The sequence below is a fragment of the Flavobacterium panici genome (genome assembly GCF_024499525.1).
GTDB lineage: Bacteria > Bacteroidota > Bacteroidia > Flavobacteriales > Flavobacteriaceae > Flavobacterium > Flavobacterium panici.
In genome coordinates, this window is sequence record NZ_CP100437.1 from 443,716 (window position 1) to 461,792 (window position 18,077).

Annotated in this window: 16 protein-coding genes; 1 reads left to right on the top strand and 15 read right to left on the bottom strand. The window is 31.1% G+C overall.

From position 1 onward, the window contains the following. Window positions 1–33 precede the first annotated feature (33 nt). From rfbB to NLJ00_RS02065, 9 genes are all read right to left on the bottom strand, one after another. The gene (gene rfbB, locus NLJ00_RS02025; protein WP_180861008.1) at window positions 34–1,080 is read right to left on the bottom strand and encodes a dTDP-glucose 4,6-dehydratase; all 1,047 of its coding nucleotides are present in this window, start codon (window positions 1,078–1,080) and stop codon (window positions 34–36) included. Between the two features lie 11 nt (window positions 1,081–1,091). Continuing rightward, a complete protein-coding gene (locus NLJ00_RS02030; RefSeq protein ID WP_256636074.1) occupies window positions 1,092–2,099 on the bottom strand; it encodes a mannose-1-phosphate guanylyltransferase in 1,008 nt (335 codons plus the stop codon). Between the two features lie 923 nt (window positions 2,100–3,022). Continuing rightward, window positions 3,023–3,487 carry a UpxY family transcription antiterminator gene (locus NLJ00_RS02035; protein WP_256636075.1) on the bottom strand — a complete coding sequence of 155 codons (465 nt, stop codon included), beginning with the start codon at window positions 3,485–3,487 and terminating at the stop codon, window positions 3,023–3,025. Between the two features lie 85 nt (window positions 3,488–3,572). Continuing rightward, window positions 3,573–4,964 (bottom strand): UDP-glucose 6-dehydrogenase, encoded by a 1,392-nt coding sequence (locus NLJ00_RS02040; protein ID WP_256636076.1) that lies wholly within the window; start codon window positions 4,962–4,964, stop codon window positions 3,573–3,575. 22 nt (window positions 4,965–4,986) lie between these two features. Beyond that, window positions 4,987–5,970: an SDR family oxidoreductase gene (locus tag NLJ00_RS02045; protein WP_256636077.1), complete on the bottom strand. Its 984-nt coding sequence runs from the start codon at window positions 5,968–5,970 to the stop codon at window positions 4,987–4,989. Window positions 5,971–5,980: 10 nt separating this feature from the next. Continuing rightward, on the bottom strand, window positions 5,981–8,431 hold the full coding sequence (locus tag NLJ00_RS02050) for a polysaccharide biosynthesis tyrosine autokinase (RefSeq protein WP_256636078.1): 2,451 nt from the start codon (window positions 8,429–8,431) through the stop codon (window positions 5,981–5,983). Between the two features lie 16 nt (window positions 8,432–8,447). After that, window positions 8,448–9,236, bottom strand: coding sequence for a polysaccharide biosynthesis/export family protein (locus tag NLJ00_RS02055; RefSeq protein WP_256636079.1), 789 nt, complete (start codon window positions 9,234–9,236; stop codon window positions 8,448–8,450). Between the two features lie 70 nt (window positions 9,237–9,306). Further along, window positions 9,307–9,927 carry a recombination mediator RecR gene (gene recR, locus NLJ00_RS02060; RefSeq protein WP_256636080.1) on the bottom strand — a complete coding sequence of 207 codons (621 nt, stop codon included), beginning with the start codon at window positions 9,925–9,927 and terminating at the stop codon, window positions 9,307–9,309. Between the two features lie 187 nt (window positions 9,928–10,114). After that, window positions 10,115–10,480: a CoA-binding protein gene (locus NLJ00_RS02065; RefSeq protein ID WP_053470840.1), complete on the bottom strand. Its 366-nt coding sequence runs from the start codon at window positions 10,478–10,480 to the stop codon at window positions 10,115–10,117. Window positions 10,481–10,631: 151 nt separating this feature from the next. On the opposite strand from NLJ00_RS02065, the gene NLJ00_RS02070 reads away from it, so the two are divergent. Continuing rightward, a complete protein-coding gene (locus NLJ00_RS02070) occupies window positions 10,632–11,258 on the top strand; it encodes a MarC family NAAT transporter (RefSeq protein WP_256636081.1) in 627 nt (208 codons plus the stop codon). 81 nt (window positions 11,259–11,339) lie between these two features. Here NLJ00_RS02070 and ctlX read toward each other — a convergent pair whose 3' ends face one another. From ctlX to rplQ, 6 genes are all read right to left on the bottom strand, one after another. Continuing rightward, complete coding sequence (gene ctlX, locus NLJ00_RS02075) at window positions 11,340–12,275, bottom strand: citrulline utilization hydrolase CtlX (RefSeq protein ID WP_256636082.1); 936 nt, start codon at window positions 12,273–12,275, stop codon at window positions 11,340–11,342. Window positions 12,276–12,360: 85 nt separating this feature from the next. Beyond that, window positions 12,361–13,275, bottom strand: coding sequence for a dimethylarginine dimethylaminohydrolase family protein (locus NLJ00_RS02080; RefSeq protein ID WP_256636083.1), 915 nt, complete (start codon window positions 13,273–13,275; stop codon window positions 12,361–12,363). A 63-nt stretch (window positions 13,276–13,338) separates the two neighbouring features. Further along, entirely contained in the window at window positions 13,339–14,616 is a 1,278-nt protein-coding gene (locus NLJ00_RS02085) for a citrate synthase (RefSeq protein ID WP_256636084.1), read from the bottom strand. 156 nt (window positions 14,617–14,772) lie between these two features. Then, on the bottom strand, window positions 14,773–16,065 hold the full coding sequence (gene eno, locus NLJ00_RS02090; protein WP_053470835.1) for a phosphopyruvate hydratase: 1,293 nt from the start codon (window positions 16,063–16,065) through the stop codon (window positions 14,773–14,775). Between the two features lie 102 nt (window positions 16,066–16,167). Then, window positions 16,168–17,286, bottom strand: coding sequence for a glutamine-hydrolyzing carbamoyl-phosphate synthase small subunit (carA, locus tag NLJ00_RS02095; RefSeq protein ID WP_256636085.1), 1,119 nt, complete (start codon window positions 17,284–17,286; stop codon window positions 16,168–16,170). 242 nt (window positions 17,287–17,528) lie between these two features. Then, on the bottom strand, window positions 17,529–18,020 hold the full coding sequence (gene rplQ / locus NLJ00_RS02100) for a 50S ribosomal protein L17 (protein WP_053470833.1): 492 nt from the start codon (window positions 18,018–18,020) through the stop codon (window positions 17,529–17,531). Window positions 18,021–18,077: the final 57 nt, after the last annotated feature.

Genomic DNA, 18,077 nt, shown 5'->3' on the forward strand with positions numbered 1-18,077 from the left:
TTAATTTAATTAAACCTAAACTATTCAAATATTTTAAGAATATTGTTTTTTATAATAATCTTTATATGCCCCAGAAGTAACACTTTCTAGCCATTTTTCGTTATTTAGATACCAATTGATTGTTCTTTCTAATCCCTCTTCAAAAGTAACTGTTGGCTTCCAGCCTAACTCTTTATTAATTTTTGTAGCATCGATTGCATATCTTAAGTCATGCCCTGGTCTGTCTTTAACGTAAGTAATTAATTTTTGAGAAGTCCCTTCAATTCTTTCTAATTTTTTATCCATAATTTGGCATAATAATCTAACCAAATCAATATTTTTCCATTCATTAAAACCTCCAATATTGTAAGTCTCATGATTTTTACCATTATGAAAAACTAAATCTATTGCAATAGCATGATCTTCCACAAATAACCAGTCACGAGTATAATTTCCATCACCATAAACTGGCAAAGGTTTATTATTAATAATATTATTAATAAAAAGAGGAATTAGTTTTTCTGGAAAATGATACGATCCATAATTATTTGAGCAATTCGTTAAAACGTATGGCAACCCATATGTTTCTCCATATGCTCTAACAAAATGATCAGAACTAGCTTTTGAAGCAGAATAAGGCGAATTTGGATCATATGCAGTAGTTTCTGTAAAAAAACCTTCAGCTCCTAGAGATCCGAATACTTCATCAGTACTTATATGGTAAAATCTTTTCCCATCAAAATTATTTTTCCATTGTTTTTTTGCAGCATTTAAAAGATTCATGGTTCCAATTACATTTGTTTTTACAAAAGCTAAAGGATCTTCAATAGAACGGTCAACATGTGATTCTGCTGCTAAATGTAAAACCCCATCAAAATTATGTTTTGAAAAAAGATCATTAATAAATCTTTCGTCAACGATATCACCTTTCACGAAAGTATAATTTGATTTATTTTCAATATCTTTTATATTCTCAAGATTTCCTGCATAAGTTAAAACATCCAGATTAAAAATTTGATAATTTGGATATTTATTCACAAAACGCCTTACTACATGGGAACCAATAAAGCCAGCACCGCCAGTTATAAGAATTTTTTTCATTTAAACTTCAATTAATTTAATAAATCTGAATTTTGCTTTTCTAGTTCATTATATACATCTTTTACATCTTGTGAATTTTCTTTTTGTAAAATTAAATTAGCTGTATTAGTATGAACAAATATAGTATTACTTAAACCTAAAAAAGTTGTATGATTTTCACAACCTATAACCATATTGCCATTTTTATCTATTGGATGTCCCTTTGACACCAAATATTCATAAACAGATTCAAAAGAACCTAAATCTGACCACGAAAAAGAAGCCGGAACAACTTTAATTTTTTTACTCCTTTCCATAACAGCATAATCAATGCTAATGGATGGAATTTCTAACGATAAATCTAAATCTAGAAAACCATCTTTACTTGATTCCCAAACAGCTTTAGATTTGTCGTAAACGTCAGGCTGAAATTGTTTCAATTCTTCTAATAGGACTCCAGCTTTAAAACAAAACATTCCACTATTCCATAAAAAATTACCTCTTGCTATAAATTCTTTTGCAGTAGTTTCATTTGGTTTTTCTCTAAACGATAATACTTTATCTCCTTTTGATTCTATATAGCCGTAACCCGTTTCTGGCTTAGTTGGAATAATTCCAAAAGTAACTATAAAACCATCCTGTGCTTTAAAAACTGCTGCTTGAATAGCATCATTGTATGCATCTATCTTATCTATAATGTGATCAGATGGCGTTATAATTAAGATATCTTCTGGATTTGAAGCAAATGCCGCAAAAGCAATTGCTGCTGCAGTATTTCTTGGAGTAGCCTCAACAATATTTACATATACAGTCTTAGTTTTATCCATCACTTTCCCACTCAAATGATGATTATCTACATTTCCAACTACCATTACCTTATCTGCAAGATGGCTATTACGCTCAACTGTCATCTCAAACAATGATTTGTTTTCAAAAATTTCTAAATATTGCTTTGGCTGGCTTTTACGAGAAAGAGGCCATAATCTACTTCCTACTCCACCTGTTAAAATTACATGTATAATCGAATTACTTTTTTTCATTTTTTTTTTTTAATTAACTAAAGACTCAAAAAACACTACAGCCATTATGGTCAGCAATCTTTAGACTCCCTTTTAAATCATATAATATACTGCTTTCTTTTGCAATTCAAAAAAATTAATTTAAAATTCCTCATACGTTACTCCAAAACTATAGCATCAATTTTTTTTCTGGCAAAGAATTTAGTATCTAATTTCTATATTCTTTTGGCTTCTTTGATACTAGTTTAAAGAGTCAGATATTGTAAATATTATCTTTATGTTTTAGCATCATTTAATTATCTCTAACATATAGATATACAGAAAATTAAAAACTCTAGTTAGGTTACTTGATTTTTTTATTCTAGCTTGATAAATATGCGAAGCAAAATTCCATTTACTGTCATTTAAACGTCGTCATATTAAAATTATTTCAGAAAGATCTTCCAATTTTTGCCTTCAATACAATCAAATAAACTGTATTACTGACATAACCATTATTGAATTTAGATTGACTTATAAATATCCTGTGACAACATACCTATATAATACTCAACTTCAACCTCATTAATATGTTGCAAACGTCATGGTTAAGAAAATAAAAACACAGTTAATACTAAATATATTCTTACTTTAACATAAGCTTCAAGTCATTTAAATTCACGGCTTCGCCTTTCCGAGTCACAAAAAATGAGATCAGACTACGTAAAATTATTTTCGGCAAATATAAGATAAAAGTCAATTTATTCACTACAGTTTTTCGTAATACTTAGTAAAACATAGAATTAGAGACATTTAAAACACTAACACCTTAACAATCAATATGTAATAAAATATTTACAAAATAAAAACAGAGAATAAAACTCATAAACTGAAATTTTATTCTCTGTATAACTTAGAAAGATAATAAAAAGATGCTATCTAAAACTAAATAAAGCGACTTAATTTTACTTATATTTAATTTTTAATACACATCCCAATGATTCAAGAACTAAAATATAATGTGTATTTAAAACTTCCTGAACAATCGCATTTTGATTATTAAAAACCCCTGATTCTAATTTAATTTTGTCACCAACATGAAATGGAATAACAGAAGCATCGGCAATATTCGGAGCTTTTAAACTGTTTTTTATTATATTAATTTCTTCATCACGAACCACTGCAGGTTTTCCAAGCCAAAATAAATATCTCACAACACCTGCTATTTCAAAAACAGAGTTTCTTTCACTATCTGGCAATTGCACAAAAACATAAGAATTAAAAAGTGGTATTTCAATCTTTTTTTTCCTATCTGACCATTGCTTTATTTTAATTATTAATGGACAATAACATTCTATTCCTATTTCAGTAAGTCGTTCAGCAACTTTCTTTTCCCATTTTGGTTTTGTATAAATAACATACCAATTCATAATTTTTATTTTTATTGAAAATAATCTTAAACCAACCGCTTCTCTTCTCTCTTCATGTTAAATCTTATCCCAACAGAATATTCCATTAAGAACCTATTCCTTTATAAACAAAACCAATTGATTCTAACTTTTTAGCATCTAGTATATTTCTTCCATCAAAAACAAATGCAGGCTTATGCATTGATTGATAAATTTTTTGCCAATCATAAGTTGTAAATTCATCCCATTCAGTTAATACGGCAATAGCATGTGAATCTTTACAAGCATCATAAGCATCATTAAATATGGTTAACGAATTAATATTTTCTTGAACGCTTCTGGTTTCTAAATAATCTAAATCACTTAACATTTTATTTCTGGATACTTTTGGATCATATACAGAAATCTTCGCTTGCTCGTTTATTAAATCATCTGCTACATAAATTGCCGCAGATTCGCGTGTATCGTTTGTATCTTTTTTGAAAGCCCAACCTAAAAAAGTAATTTTTTTATCGGCAACAGTATTATATAAAGTCTGAACAATTTTATTTGAAAATCTTCTTTTTTGATGATCGTTCATAATTATAACCTGCTCCCAATAATCTGCTACTTCATTTAAACCATAAGTTTTAGCAATATAAACTAGATTTAAGATATCTTTCTGAAAACAAGACCCTCCAAAACCAACAGAAGCTTTTAAAAACTTCGGTCCAATTCTGCTATCCATTCCAATTGCTTTTGCAACTTCATTTACATCTGCTCCAGTTTTTTCACATAATTCAGACATTGCATTGATAGACGAAATACGCTGTGCTAAAAATGCATTAGCTGTTAATTTAGACAATTCTGATGACCAAACATTTGTTGTTAAAATCTTGTCTCTATTAACCCAATTTGCATAAACATTTACAAGAGCATTAATCGCAATCTCTCCTTCTGGAGTTGTATCTCCTCCAATTAAAATTCGATCTGGGTTTAATAGATCTGTAACTGCCGTTCCTTCTGCTAAAAATTCAGGATTTGATAAAATTTGAAACTGTACACCGTTACCAGTATTATCTAATATGCTTTTTATAGCTTCTGCAGTTCGAACTGGTAAAGTAGATTTTTCGACTACAATTTTATTTTGTTTCGCAACTTTTGCAATTTGTCTGGCACATAACTCAATATATTTTAAATCAGCTGCCATACCTTTTCCCTTTCCATAAGTTTTCGTTGGGGTATTAACTGAAATAAAGATTATTTGTGCTTCGTCAATTGCTTTTTCTACTTCTGTTGAAAAAAACAAATTTCTTCCTCTAGCTTCTGCAACAATTTCTGCAAGTCCCGGCTCATAAATAGGAATATTATCAGTACTTGGATCATTCCAATCCTTAATTCTTTGTTCATTCAAATCTACAACTGTAACTTGAATATGTGGACATTTTTGTGCAATTACGGCCATTGTAGGACCTCCAACATAACCAGCCCCTATGCAGCAAATTTTTGTAATTTCCATTTACTATAATTATTATCTTTATTTATTTCAAATTATTCCAGTACCAGCTTACTGCTTCTTTTAATCCTTCCTGAAGAGAATATTTCGGATTATATCCTAAAAGACTTTTTGCCTTATCGATACTTGCCAATGAATGCGGAATATCCCCTGCCCGATTTATGCCATATATAATCTCTACATCAGCAATTTTTGGATCAAATTCAGACAAATATTTTTTTAAATATTTTACCAAGTCATTTAATGTGTTCCGATCTCCAAAAGCAGTATTATAAACCGTATTATAAGCAGATTGATTTTGAGTCGTTATTGCCAGTTCATTCATGTGAATCACGTTGTCTATATATGTAAAGTCGCGTGAATAATTACCATCACCATTAATAATTGGACTTTCATGATTCATTAATTGTTTAACAAACTTTGGAATTACTGCAGCGTAAGCTCCATCTGGATCTTGTTTTCTTCCAAAAACATTAAAATAACGCAATCCAATTGTTTCTAAATCATAAGTTTTACTGAAAATTTCAGCATATAACTCGTTTACATATTTAGTTATTGCGTAAGGAGATAATGGTTTCCCAATTACATCTTCAACTTTTGGCAATCCTTCAGAATCTCCATAAGTCGACGAACTGGCCGCATATACAAAACGTTTTACTTTTGCATCTCTGGAAGCAACTAACATGTTTAGAAAACCTGAAACATTTACTCCATTGGTTGTTATAGGATCATTTATTGATCTTGGAACAGATCCTAATGCCGCCTGATGTAAAACGTAATCAACACCTTCAACTGCCAAAATACAATCTTCAATATTTCTTATATCGCCTTCAATTAATTTATAATTTGGATTCTCTATAATATCTTTCAAATTATGACGATGGCCAGTAGAAAAATTATCTAAACAAATTACCTTATGGCCTAATCCCAGAAAATGTTCTGATAGATTCGAACCTATAAAACCAGCTCCGCCAGTAATTAGTATTGTATTTTGATTTGAAATGTTCATTTGTTCAAAATTATTTTTTTCTAAATTTACCAGAAATCAAGTTCCAAAGTCCGCTTTGTTTCTCTTCTTCATGATATCCATTCGAGTAAGCTCCGTAACCGTATCCATAGCCATATGTAGAACCGTATTTTGCTTTGTTTTCGAAACCATTAAAAACGATACTTGTATTACTTAATTCCCCTCTTTTTACTTTATTATTAAGCAACGTTATCATATCTTTTTTTGTATAATTCTGTCTAACAATATATAAAGTAACATCTGCATATTGAACAAGTTCTGATGCATCTGAAACTAAACCAACTGGAGGAGTATCAAGAATTATATAATCATATTTTTGTTTTAATTCATCTATTAACTCTTTCATTGCATCACTTAGAATTAATTCTGACGGATTTGGAGGAATTGGTCCGGAAAGTATTACATCAAGATTTGGAACTTGTGTTGAATTTGTAATTTCATCCAAAGTATTTTGTTTAATTAAATAATTAACAACTCCTAATTGTTGATTTACTAAAGAGAATTCATCTGCTAATCTTGGTTTTCTTAAATCCAGGCCAACGATAACTGTTTTCTTTTCACTTAAAGCAAAAACTGTGGCAATATTAATTGAACAAAATGTTTTTCCTTCACCACTTATAGATGAAGTGATCATCAAAGTTTTTGAACCATAAAGCTGTTGTCTTTTATATAAAAATTGTAATGATGATCGTATACCTCTAAAAGCTTCCGAAAGAGCAGATTTTGGCTTGTCAAACACAGCTAAACTTACTGCGTCTTTATTTAATCCTACTACTCCTATTATTGGTATTTCTGTCAACTTACTAATATCATCAGTATTTTGAATTGAATTATTAATAAAGAAAATTACAGATACAATTATTAACGGGATTAATATCCCCAAAAATAAAGCCAGGATATAATTAGCAGAAGTTTTTGGTCCAATTAAGCCTTCACCAATATCTTTTGCAGGGTCAATAAAGTGAATGTCTGATAAATTTGAAGCTTTTACGATTTCTGCCTCATTTCGTTTCTGAAGAAATTCGGTATAAATATTATCATTTAAATCGTATTTCCTTTTAATTTTCAACAACTCTTGTTGTTCTTCTGGAAGTCTTTTAACCGTACTTTCTGCCTGTCCAATTTTTGCATTTACCAGCGATAGGTCATAAAGCAAGGAAGCTTTAGCAGAAATAATATTTTCTAACAAAACACTTTTAACAGCTTGCATTTGATTATCAAAATCTTTGAAAATTTTATCACTTTTTACGGCATAAGCCATCTCTGATCTTTGTGTAGAAAGGGCAATAAGCTTAGAGATATTTGTGACAATATTAGGATCTTCTATACCTGCTACAGAAGGTGCCGGGAGTCTAGAATAATCAACGCTATTATTTAAATAAGATTTTAAAGAATTATAATATGCAATTTTTCTTGTGACTAGATCTTTTTCAACATCAAAATCCATTATTTTATCTGAAAACTTAGCAGCGCCTCCTTCAATTTCATAAATATTTTTATCTTTTCTAAAAGTTTTCAATTCGTTACCAGTCTCCTTCAACTGCCCCTCCATAGCAACAAGGGTACTGTCTATAAATCTTATTGTATTAGTTGCAAACTGATTCTTACCATCTAATTGAATCTTTATCAGCATTTTAACTGTAGCGTTTAAATATTCAACCATACGGGCTTTATTAGTCCCCTGCATTCCTAAAGTAAGAAGAGACCCTCCATTTTTATCACTATCTACACTTATTCCTTTGTAACGAGAAACTGTTCCGTCAAAATCATTAAATTTTACAAAATATTCTTTCCCTTTATAAAATCCGGGATTATCATTAATTTGTAATTTCCAATTTAAAAAAGGCAGAGAAACGTGCTCTCCAACTTTATATTTTTTAATAAAGGTTAAAGGCTGTACAGAAGTATTACTATAAGTATTGGTAGAATAAGTAATTAACGAAACTGAATTACTTTCAAATGGTATTTGAATTTGATATTCATTCTCACTTAGAAATTTAATACTAATTAAAGTATTTGCAAGCTGTCCTTTTGTTTTATCAATATCAATATAAAAAGGAACTGCTCCATATGAATCAATTAAATTGTATTTTCCTTGTTCAAGATAATCAATATAGTACTGTAACTTATCAACAACCAACTCATTATGTGACCTTGATTGCAATATGGTAGAAATTCCATTAACCTGATCTGAAATTCCGCCCCAATTAAAAACTAAACTTGTGTTAGATGTAAAAAACGGATTGCTTTCTTCTTTTATAGAAATCATGGTTTGCATTCCGTAAATTTTTTCTTTTCGGATATTTACCTGATATGCAATTGTAAAAGCAATAATTAAACTTGCCAAAAACCATTTCCAATAACTTAAGATTTTTAATAAAAATCCCTTAAAATCAAAGTTTGAATGATTCTCAAAAATGGAAAAATCTTTTATATCTAACATCTTAATAAATTATTTTTTAATTTCTGATTATCAAATAAACTGTTGTAGCTAATGACAATAAAGTTATAATTGTACCTATAGACTGAATCCCCGTTTGTCCAGTTCCCCATGTTTTTTGCTTCAACGGTTTTACATAAATATAATCGTTTGGCTGTAAATAATAATAGGGTGATTTCATCACATTAACATCCGTTAGATCTATCTCATTCATTTGAACTCCGGTTGGAGTTTGACGAATAACAGTTACTGATTTTCTATTACCAACAGTAGTAATATCACCAGCATTCGCAATTGCCTCCATTATATTTACATTATCCTTAAATAATGTTTTTGTACCAGTACTCCCTACTTCTCCATTTATAGTATACCTAAAACCTGCCAATTTAACTGTAACAAAAATATTGGCCTCGCTTTTAAAGTATTCTTCAAGCAATTTTTTTTCAATTTTAACGCGAACTTCTTCAAGAGTATAGCCAATGACATTTACTTCTCCTAAAATTGGAATTCTAACATTCCCGTGATCATCTACTGTAAATCCATCAAAATATAAACTTGATTCTGACTTTGCTTCTGTTTTAGTCTCTGTAGCATTAAAAATAGAAACTAATTTAGGATCAATCGCTTTTATATTAATACTTAAAACATCATTTGCTTGTAATCTATAGGGCTTAGATTCTACTGATGCAATCTTATTTTGCTCTGATGAAGTATTTTTATCCTGCAGATACACAAGATCATTTAGTGGAATACAAGAGGTAAATAATATACTAATCAGCAATAATATATAGAGGCTGTTTTTTGTCATTTTGAAAATTTTAACGCAAATATAGTTTTTCCTTTAGTTTTCAGGAAATCTATATATTATTTACTGGCATTTAATTGCTTTTGAAAGTTTTTTCGAACGGAACACGATGCAAAATACTTCTTCCAAGTGTAATTTCATCAGCATATTCTAATTCATCTCCAACAGAAATTCCTCTTGCTATAGTAGAAATCACAATTTCTGAATCGGCTATTTGTTTATAAATGTAAAAATTTGTGGTATCTCCTTCCATTGTAGAACTCAAGGCGAAGATTATTTCTACCACTTTTCCTGATTTTACTTTTTCAACTAAAGTAGAAATATTTAACTGACTTGGACCAACTCCCTCAATTGGAGAAATTTTGCCTCCTAAAACATGATAAATCCCTCTGTATTGCCCCGTATTTTCAATCGCCATTACATCGCGTATGTCTTCTACAACACAAATCGTTTGATGATTTCTGCTGGTATTTGCACAAATTTCACAAATCTTAGTATCGGATATATTATGGCAATTTTGACAAAATTTAATGTCTTCACGCATATTTAATAACGCTTGTGACAGAAATCCTGTTTGTTCTTTTGGCTGCTTTAACAAATGAAGAACTAAACGCAATGCTGTACGCTTACCAATTCCAGGCAATTGCGACATCTCGTTGACCGCTTTTTCAATAAGTTTTGATGAAAATTCCATGACGACAAAAGTAATACTTTTAATGGTATAGCCGGCTTTGACACATCTAAAATCAGCATTCAAAAGATTATATATTATTACTTAATTTATTTTAGCATCAATAAAAGCGATATTCTTTTATGGCGATCCCGATATTTCGGAAGCCATAAAAGATATAATGAATAGTCGATATTAGCTCGCGAAAAAATTAATATTGATTCGTAGCCAATAAAACCAAAGTACATGCAACTTCAACCTCAATATTATTCAATTCTAATAATTGGTATAATTCAGGATTTTCAGTTCCGGGATTGAAGATTACTCTTTTAGGCTGTGCTTCAACGATGTAATTATAATAATCACGCTGACGAGTAGGATTTAGATATAAAGTTACTGTATCTATATTTTTAACTGGAACGGCTTTGGTATGAATTTTTACCCCTGCCACTTCTCCAGTGTTTTGTCCAATTGCAAGAACAGTATGCCCTTTTTGGGTTAATGCATTTATTGCTCTAAAAGCATAACGATCAGGTTTTGTGGTTGCTCCAAGCAACAATGTTTTTTTATTTTTCATTATATTAGAATATTTCACAAAAGTAGTCAAAAAGGACGAGCTTAATTTATTCTATTGATTTAGAATATTGACTGTAAAAAATAATATCATAATATAAATTTACACGCAAGTATTAAAATTTGACTATTTTTACTTGACTAACCAATATTATATGGATTTATTTATTTACCTATTTGCTGCACTTTTCTCAGTACTAAACCCAATTGGGACAGTTCCCATTTTTGTTGGATTAACGCAGCATGATTCTCAAAAAGAACGCTCTAGAATTTCTTTATGGACTGCCATAAATGTTGGTATTATCTTATTGGTTTCTTTTTTTATTGGCCAATACGTTTTAACTTTTTTCGGAATAAGTATTGATGCACTTCGAATTGCAGGCGGAATCGTGATTGTTAATTCTGGTTTTTCATTGCTTTCCGGTAAATTCAATAAAAAACGAGGGATCAATAAAAAAATTGAAAACGAAGTACAGCAAAGAAATGATATTGCTTTAACTCCATTAGCAATCCCAATGCTTGCTGGACCAGGATCTATTTCTTTATTAATTGCATTTTATCAGGAACACCATCAAATGGAGGAAATCATTTTTTCTTGTCTTGCAATTTTAGCAATAGCCGTTGTTATTTTTGTTATTCTTAAAAGCGCACATTATCTGGCAAGAATTTTAGGAGCATCAGGAATTGTAGCAATCTCCAGAATTGTTGGTTTTATTGTAATTTCTATCGGAATTCAATATATCGTAAGTTCGATCGTAAATATTATAAAAGGAAATTTTTAAAATGTTTCCATATTTATACAAAAACAAAAAAGGGATAAAAACTTAGTGTTTATATCCCTTTTTTTAATTTATAGACTAATTTTAATTTCTTGGTAAAAACACTTCAGCCATCATACATCTTGCGCTTCCGCCACCGCAAGCTTCAATTGTATCTAAACTTGAACTTAAAATCTCTGCATGTTTTTCTAATTGTTGAATTTGTTTCGGAGTCAAACTTTGATGAGCTGATGCACTCATAACTATATATTTTTTTTCGTTTTTCCCTCTAACTTCCAGCATGTTTCCAGCAAAATTATTAACCTGATCTTCTGTAATTAAAATAATTTCTTTTTTATCATCTTTAAGGTTATCAAGAACCATCTTACGTTCTTTTTTGTCATCGATACAATCTGCACAAATAACTGCAAAAGTTTCACCCAAACACATCATAACATTTGTATGATATATTAATTTACGTTCACCATCAACTGTTTGAAAAGCTTCAAAAATTACGGGAGCATAATCAAAATCTTCACAGAACTCAATAAACAATTCTTCGTCAGCACGAGGCGATAATGCACAATATGCTTTTGCATTGGCACGATCTAAAAGTAAGCTTCCGGTTCCTTCTAAAAAATAACCATCGTCTTCTGCAGATGTGTAATCCATTATATTAGAAATCTCAAAACCTTTTTCCTCCAAAGCATCTAAAATATCTTCACGACGTTCTAAGCGACGATTTTCTGCAAACATTGGATAAAGAGCAACATCTCCGTTTTCATGAAATGAAACCCAATTGTTTGGAAAAATACTATCTGGAGTATCAGTTTCCAAATTATCTTCAATTACGGTCACGTCAACACCAACAGCTCTTAGTTTTTCAACAAAAGTATCAAACTCTTGCTGTGCTTTTGCATTCACTGTACTTGGTAATAATCCATCTAATACTTTTTGGTAATAATTATTTACAGCTGTTTGTTCATTCATTCTGAAAGCAACAGGCCGTATCATTACGATTGCATTTGTTGTTTGTTTCATTTTTTATATTTTTATTTTGTTTCAGGTTTCAAGTTTCAGGTTACAACAACTTGAAACCTGAAACCTAGAACTTGAAACAACTATTTTAGTCTCTAATTAATGGTAAAGTTGAACATCTCAATAAACCTTCTTGTTTTGCAATTTCAGCATACGGAATTTCTTCTACAGTAAAACCATTTGCTCGAAGCCAGTTATTTAATCTGGTAAAGTTTTTCTCAGAAACAACAACATCTTTATCAATCGAAAATACATTCGAAAACATATTATACATTTCTTCTCTTTCAATATGGAATAAGTTTTCTTTTCCGAAAAGATTTACCAAATACAAATAATCTGCTTCTTCACGGAAACCTCTTTTATAAATGATTCCTTTATCTTTTCCAACAGGTTGAAAACAGCAGTCTAAATGCAAGGCATTGTCACGAGCTTCTAACTTCGATTTAACCAAATCAAATTCTTTCACAATTTTATTTGGAAACAATTCTTTAATATAATTTACGCCATACATATTTGTTCTGGCAGTAATATAATCTTTGTAGTCGCTTCCTTTGTATGTACCAATAAAAATATGATCGTTCCAAAGCATGACATCGCCGCCCTCGATATGAACTTCTTCTGGCGGGCGTACAACTTTTATTGTATCAATTTGATCAATCACATATTGAATTGCATCTAATTCGCGTTCACGATCTGGTAAAATATTTGATTTTATGAAAACATCATCAATTACAAATCCTATATCTCTGGCAAAAATTTGATTGTAGTTTTCAATCATTTCAGGACGATAAACAGTTACATCGTATTTCTGAAAAACAGCATTAAAAGCGTCCATTTCAGCAACCATATCTTTTTCGATTGGATATGTTCCGGCTTTAATATGTTCCAATGATTTAGGATCATAGGCCTCTTCTAATGAAGGAGTTGGCCCATTATGAACGGCTGAACCCAAAACTACAGCACGCAATCTTGAAGTTTCGTTCTTTACATTTAATTGCAACATAACTTTATTATATTTTTGACAAAGATAAAAAAAGCTTTACAGTTAAGTAAAGCTTTAGTTTTTTTATTTGTTAGACTTAAAGTCTCTTAAAGGATGTCCAGTATAAATTTGTCTTGGCCTTCCTATTGGCTCTTTATTTTCACGCATTTCTTTCCATTGTGCAATCCACCCTGGAAGTCTTCCGATAGCAAACATAACAGTAAACATATCTGTTGGAATTCCTAATGCTCTGTAAATAATTCCAGAGTAGAAATCAACGTTTGGATATAAATTTCTTGATTTGAAGTAATCATCTTCAAGAGCTGCTGCTTCTAATTTTTTAGCAATTTCTAAAATCGGATCTTCAACACCTAAAGTTTCCAAAACTTCTTTAGCTGCTTTTTTGATGATTTTTGCTCTTGGATCAAAGTTTTTATAAACTCTGTGACCAAATCCCATTAAACGGAATGGATCATTTTTATCTTTAGCTTTTGCTAAGAATTTATCCGTATCTCCACCATCTTTATTAATCTCCTCAAGCATTTCAAGTACTGCTTGGTTTGCACCTCCGTGAAGTGGCCCCCAAAGAGCAGAAACTCCTGCAGAAATAGAAGCAAATAATCCAGCATGAGACGAACCTACCATTCTTACTGTAGATGTTGAACAGTTTTGTTCGTGATCTGCATGAAGAATAAATAATTTATCTAAAGCATCAACTACAACAGGATTTGCTGAATAAGGCCCCGTAGGTAATTTAAACATTAACTGCATAAAATTATCTACATAACCTGTTGTGTTATCGTAATAATTTAATGGATAACCCATAGATTTTCTATAAGTCCAAGTAGCAATTACAAGAAATTTACCCATTGTTTTACAAATGGCTTCGTATATTTCTTTTTCATTGTCTACATTAACTGCTTTTGGGTTAAATGCTGTTAAAGCACTTGTTAAAGCAGATAAAACTCCCATTGGGTGAGCTGTTTTTGGAAAACCATCAATGATATTTTTCATTTCTTCGTTTACCAAAGTATGTTTTTTAATACCATTTTCAAACTGCTCTAATTCCTGAGCTGTTGGTAATTCTCCGAAAATCAAAAGATAAGAAACTTCTAAAAAACTAGCCTTTTCAGCTAAGTCTTCGATTGAATATCCTCTGTAACGTAAAATTCCTAATTCTCCGTCTAAGAAAGTGATTTCACTTTTACAAGATCCAGAGTTTTTATATCCCGGATCAATTGTAATAATACCTGTTAAATCACGTAATTTGTTAATATCGATAGCTGATTCATTTTCGCTTCCTGTGATTACCGGAAGTTCAATTTTTTGACCATCTACTTCTAATGTAGCTATTTTTGACATAATATAATCGGAAATAATTCTATAAAATAATAATTTATCAAATCTAAGGAATTTAAGACTAACTAAAAAAAGAATCCTGCTATGAATTTGTTAAAACTCCAAAAAAAAACCATTCGTTAACACGAATGGTTTCTTTTCAACATATAACTCTTATGATTATTTGATCTTGAAAGCGTTTAATCCTGGGAAATAAGCAGTACTTCCTAGCTCTTCTTCGATTCTTAATAATTGATTGTATTTTGCCATACGATCAGAACGAGAAGCAGAACCTGTTTTAATTTGCCCACAGTTTAAAGCTACTGCTAAATCAGCAATTGTATTATCTTCTGTTTCTCCAGAACGGTGAGACATTACTGAAGTATAACCAGCATTTTTAGCCATATTTACTGCAGCGATAGTTTCTGTCAAAGTTCCAATTTGGTTTACTTTTACAAGGATTGAATTAGCAATTCCTTTTTCAATACCAGTTGACAAACGAGCAACATTAGTAACAAATAAATCATCACCTACTAATTGTACTTTATTTCCAATTTTTTCAGTTAAATATTTCCATCCATCCCAGTCATCTTCATACATACCATCTTCGATAGAAATAATTGGATATTTAGCCGCAAGTTCAGCTAAATAATCAGCTTGCTCTTCAGATGTTCTGATTTTTCCAGTTTCACCTTCAAATTTAGTATAATCGTATTTACCGTTTACATAAAATTCAGAAGCAGCACAGTCAAGAGCAATCATAATTTCGTCACCAAAAGTATATCCAGCTTTTTCAACCGCTAATTTGATAGTATCTAAAGCATCTTCAGTACCACCTGCTAAATTTGGAGCAAAACCACCTTCATCACCAACAGCTGTACTTAAACCTCTGTCGTGTAAAACTTTTTTCAAGCTGTGGAAAATTTCAGTTCCCATTTGCATAGCATGTGTAAAAGAAGTTGCTTTTACAGGGAAAATCATAAATTCCTGGAATGCGATAGGCGCATCAGAGTGAGAACCTCCATTGATGATATTCATCATTGGAACAGGTAAGGTATTAGCAGAAACTCCACCTACATATCTGTATAAAGGTAACCCAAGTTCGTTAGCAGCAGCTTTTGCAGCAGCCAAAGAAACACCTAAAATTGCATTAGCTCCTAATTTAGATTTATTTGGAGTTCCATCTAAATCGATCATTAATTGATCAATTGTATTTTGTTCAAAAACAGAAGTTCCAACTAGTTCCTCAGCAATAACAGTATTTACATTGTTCACTGCATTCAAAACTCCTTTTCCAAGATAAGCCTTACCTCCATCACGTAATTCAACAGCTTCGTGTTCTCCAGTTGATGCTCCAGATGGAACTGCAGCTCTTCCTAAAACTCCGTTTTCAGTTACTACATCAACCTCAATAGTAGGATTTCCTCTGGAATCCAAAATTTGTCTTGCGTGAACTTTAATTATAATACTCATTATTTTTGTTTTTTATTAATAGATTATAGATTTTTTTTCGAAATTAGAAAAATATTTAATATTAAAAACGTATTTTCTTTATTAAACACCTTTATTTATTAACTACATCGTTTTAGACACAGTCAGTTTTATATTCTCAACAAATTGATCAAATAAATATGACGAATCATGTGGTCCCGGACTTGCTTCTGGATGATATTGTACTGAAAAACAATTCTTATTTTTCATTCTCATACCTGCCACAGTTCCATCATTTAAATGTAAATGTGTAATTTCTAAATCAGGGTGATTATCTAATTGTTCTTTCTTTACAGCAAACCCATGGTTTTGAGAAGTAATTTCACCTTTTCCTGTAATGATATTTTTTACCGGATGATTAATCCCACGATGTCCGTTAAACATTTTATAAGTCTGAACACCATTTGCCAAAGCAATTACCTGATGTCCTAAACAGATTCCAAATAAAGGCTTATCCTCGGCAAGGATTTTCTTTGCAACTTCAATCGCTCCAAATAAAGGATCTGGATCTCCAGGCCCATTTGATAAGAAAAACCCATCTGGATTAAATGAATTCAAATCTTCATAAGTTGAATTGTATGGAAAAACTTTAATATAACAATCTCTCTTAGCTAGGTTTCTTAAAATGTTCTTTTTGATTCCAAGATCAAGTGCCGAAATTTTATATGTTGCATTTTCATCTCCAACAAAATAAGGCTCAGTTGTAGATACTTTTGAAGCCAGCTCTAAACCTTCCATGTCAGGAACATTTTCTAATTCCTTTTTCAAATCTTCAATTGAAGTTCCATCTGTACAAATAACAGCATTCATTGCTCCATTGTCACGAATATAACTTACAAGAGCTCTTGTATCAACATCAGAAATACAAATCAGATTTTGTTTCGTAAAGTAATCTTCCAGACTTCCAGAAGCACCTTCTCTAGAATAATTAAAGCTAAAGTTTTTACAAACCAAACCAGCAATCTTGATGCTGTCTGATTCAACTTCTAAATCATTAACACCATAATTACCAATATGCGGATTAGTCGCAACCATAATTTGACCAAAATAAGAAGGGTCTGTAAAAATCTCCTGATATCCGGTCATTCCAGTATTAAAACAAACTTCACCAAAAGTTTTACCGCTGATTCCGATAGATTTACCATGAAAAATAGTTCCATCACTTAGTAATAAAATGGCGCTTTGTCGTGTTGTGTATTTCATTCTTTAATTTGTATTGTTTTTAATCGTCTTATGAAACTTTTGATGTTTCATTTGTAATTAGATATTTTGCAAATTTACTTCTTTAAAAGAGTGCTGCCAAGATTTTTTAAATTTTTCATTCATAAAAATAAAACCTTGACACTGAAATAAGTTAAATTTTACTCTTCTAAAAAAAATCAAAAAAAAAGGATAAACTAAAAATTAGCTTATCCTTGATTTCTATAGAATCATTACTTTCATAATTATTCAGAAGCTTCAGTAGTCGATTCTGATTCAGCAGCAGGAGCTTCAGGAGCAGTACCTTCAGCTTTCTTAGCTTTACCACCACGACGGCTTTTAGCTTTTTTAACTTCTTTTTTACCTCCATTGTAAAGTTCATTGAAATCTACAAGTTCGATCATCGCCATATCAGCGTTATCTCCCAAACGATTTCCAACTTTAATGATACGAGTGTATCCACCTGGACGGTCACCAACTTTAGCTGCTACATCTCTGAACAAGTCAGTTACTGCATATTTGCTGCGTAAGTAAGCAAAAACAATACGACGGTTGTGAGTCGTATCTTCTTTTGATTTTGTGATTAAAGGCTCAACAAATTGTTTAAGCGCTTTAGCTTTAGCAACAGTAGTGTTAATACGTTTGTGCTCGATAAGAGAACAAGCCATATTAGCCAACATAGCTTTTCTATGTCCAGTCTGTCTGCTTAAGTGGTTGAATTTTTTTCCGTGTCTCATGACGTGTTTTTTTTATCTTCATCTTGCTACAATCCACTATGGAGAGCAAAATATGAA

Excerpts from the sequence above, each read along its gene's own strand:
- rplQ (WP_053470833.1), bottom strand. The coding sequence starts at position 18,020 with ATGAGACACGGAAAAAAATTCAACCACTTAAGCAGACAGACTGGACAT.
- NLJ00_RS02080 (WP_256636083.1), bottom strand. The coding sequence starts at position 13,275 with ATGTTGCAATTAAATGTAAAGAACGAAACTTCAAGATTGCGTGCTGTA.
- NLJ00_RS02055 (WP_256636079.1), bottom strand. The coding sequence starts at position 9,236 with ATGACAAAAAACAGCCTCTATATATTATTGCTGATTAGTATATTATTT.
- NLJ00_RS02070 (WP_256636081.1), top strand. The coding sequence starts at position 10,632 with ATGGATTTATTTATTTACCTATTTGCTGCACTTTTCTCAGTACTAAAC.
- rfbB (WP_180861008.1), bottom strand. The coding sequence starts at position 1,080 with ATGAAAAAAATTCTTATAACTGGCGGTGCTGGCTTTATTGGTTCCCAT.
- NLJ00_RS02035 (WP_256636075.1), bottom strand. The coding sequence starts at position 3,487 with ATGAATTGGTATGTTATTTATACAAAACCAAAATGGGAAAAGAAAGTT.
- NLJ00_RS02065 (WP_053470840.1), bottom strand. The coding sequence starts at position 10,480 with ATGAAAAATAAAAAAACATTGTTGCTTGGAGCAACCACAAAACCTGAT.
- ctlX (WP_256636082.1), bottom strand. The coding sequence starts at position 12,275 with ATGAAACAAACAACAAATGCAATCGTAATGATACGGCCTGTTGCTTTC.
- NLJ00_RS02045 (WP_256636077.1), bottom strand. The coding sequence starts at position 5,970 with ATGAACATTTCAAATCAAAATACAATACTAATTACTGGCGGAGCTGGT.
- carA (WP_256636085.1), bottom strand. The coding sequence starts at position 17,286 with ATGAAATACACAACACGACAAAGCGCCATTTTATTACTAAGTGATGGA.
- eno (WP_053470835.1), bottom strand. The coding sequence starts at position 16,065 with ATGAGTATTATAATTAAAGTTCACGCAAGACAAATTTTGGATTCCAGA.
- NLJ00_RS02050 (WP_256636078.1), bottom strand. The coding sequence starts at position 8,431 with ATGTTAGATATAAAAGATTTTTCCATTTTTGAGAATCATTCAAACTTT.
- NLJ00_RS02040 (WP_256636076.1), bottom strand. The coding sequence starts at position 4,964 with ATGGAAATTACAAAAATTTGCTGCATAGGGGCTGGTTATGTTGGAGGT.
- NLJ00_RS02030 (WP_256636074.1), bottom strand. The coding sequence starts at position 2,099 with ATGAAAAAAAGTAATTCGATTATACATGTAATTTTAACAGGTGGAGTA.
- recR (WP_256636080.1), bottom strand. The coding sequence starts at position 9,927 with ATGGAATTTTCATCAAAACTTATTGAAAAAGCGGTCAACGAGATGTCG.
- NLJ00_RS02085 (WP_256636084.1), bottom strand. The coding sequence starts at position 14,616 with ATGTCAAAAATAGCTACATTAGAAGTAGATGGTCAAAAAATTGAACTT.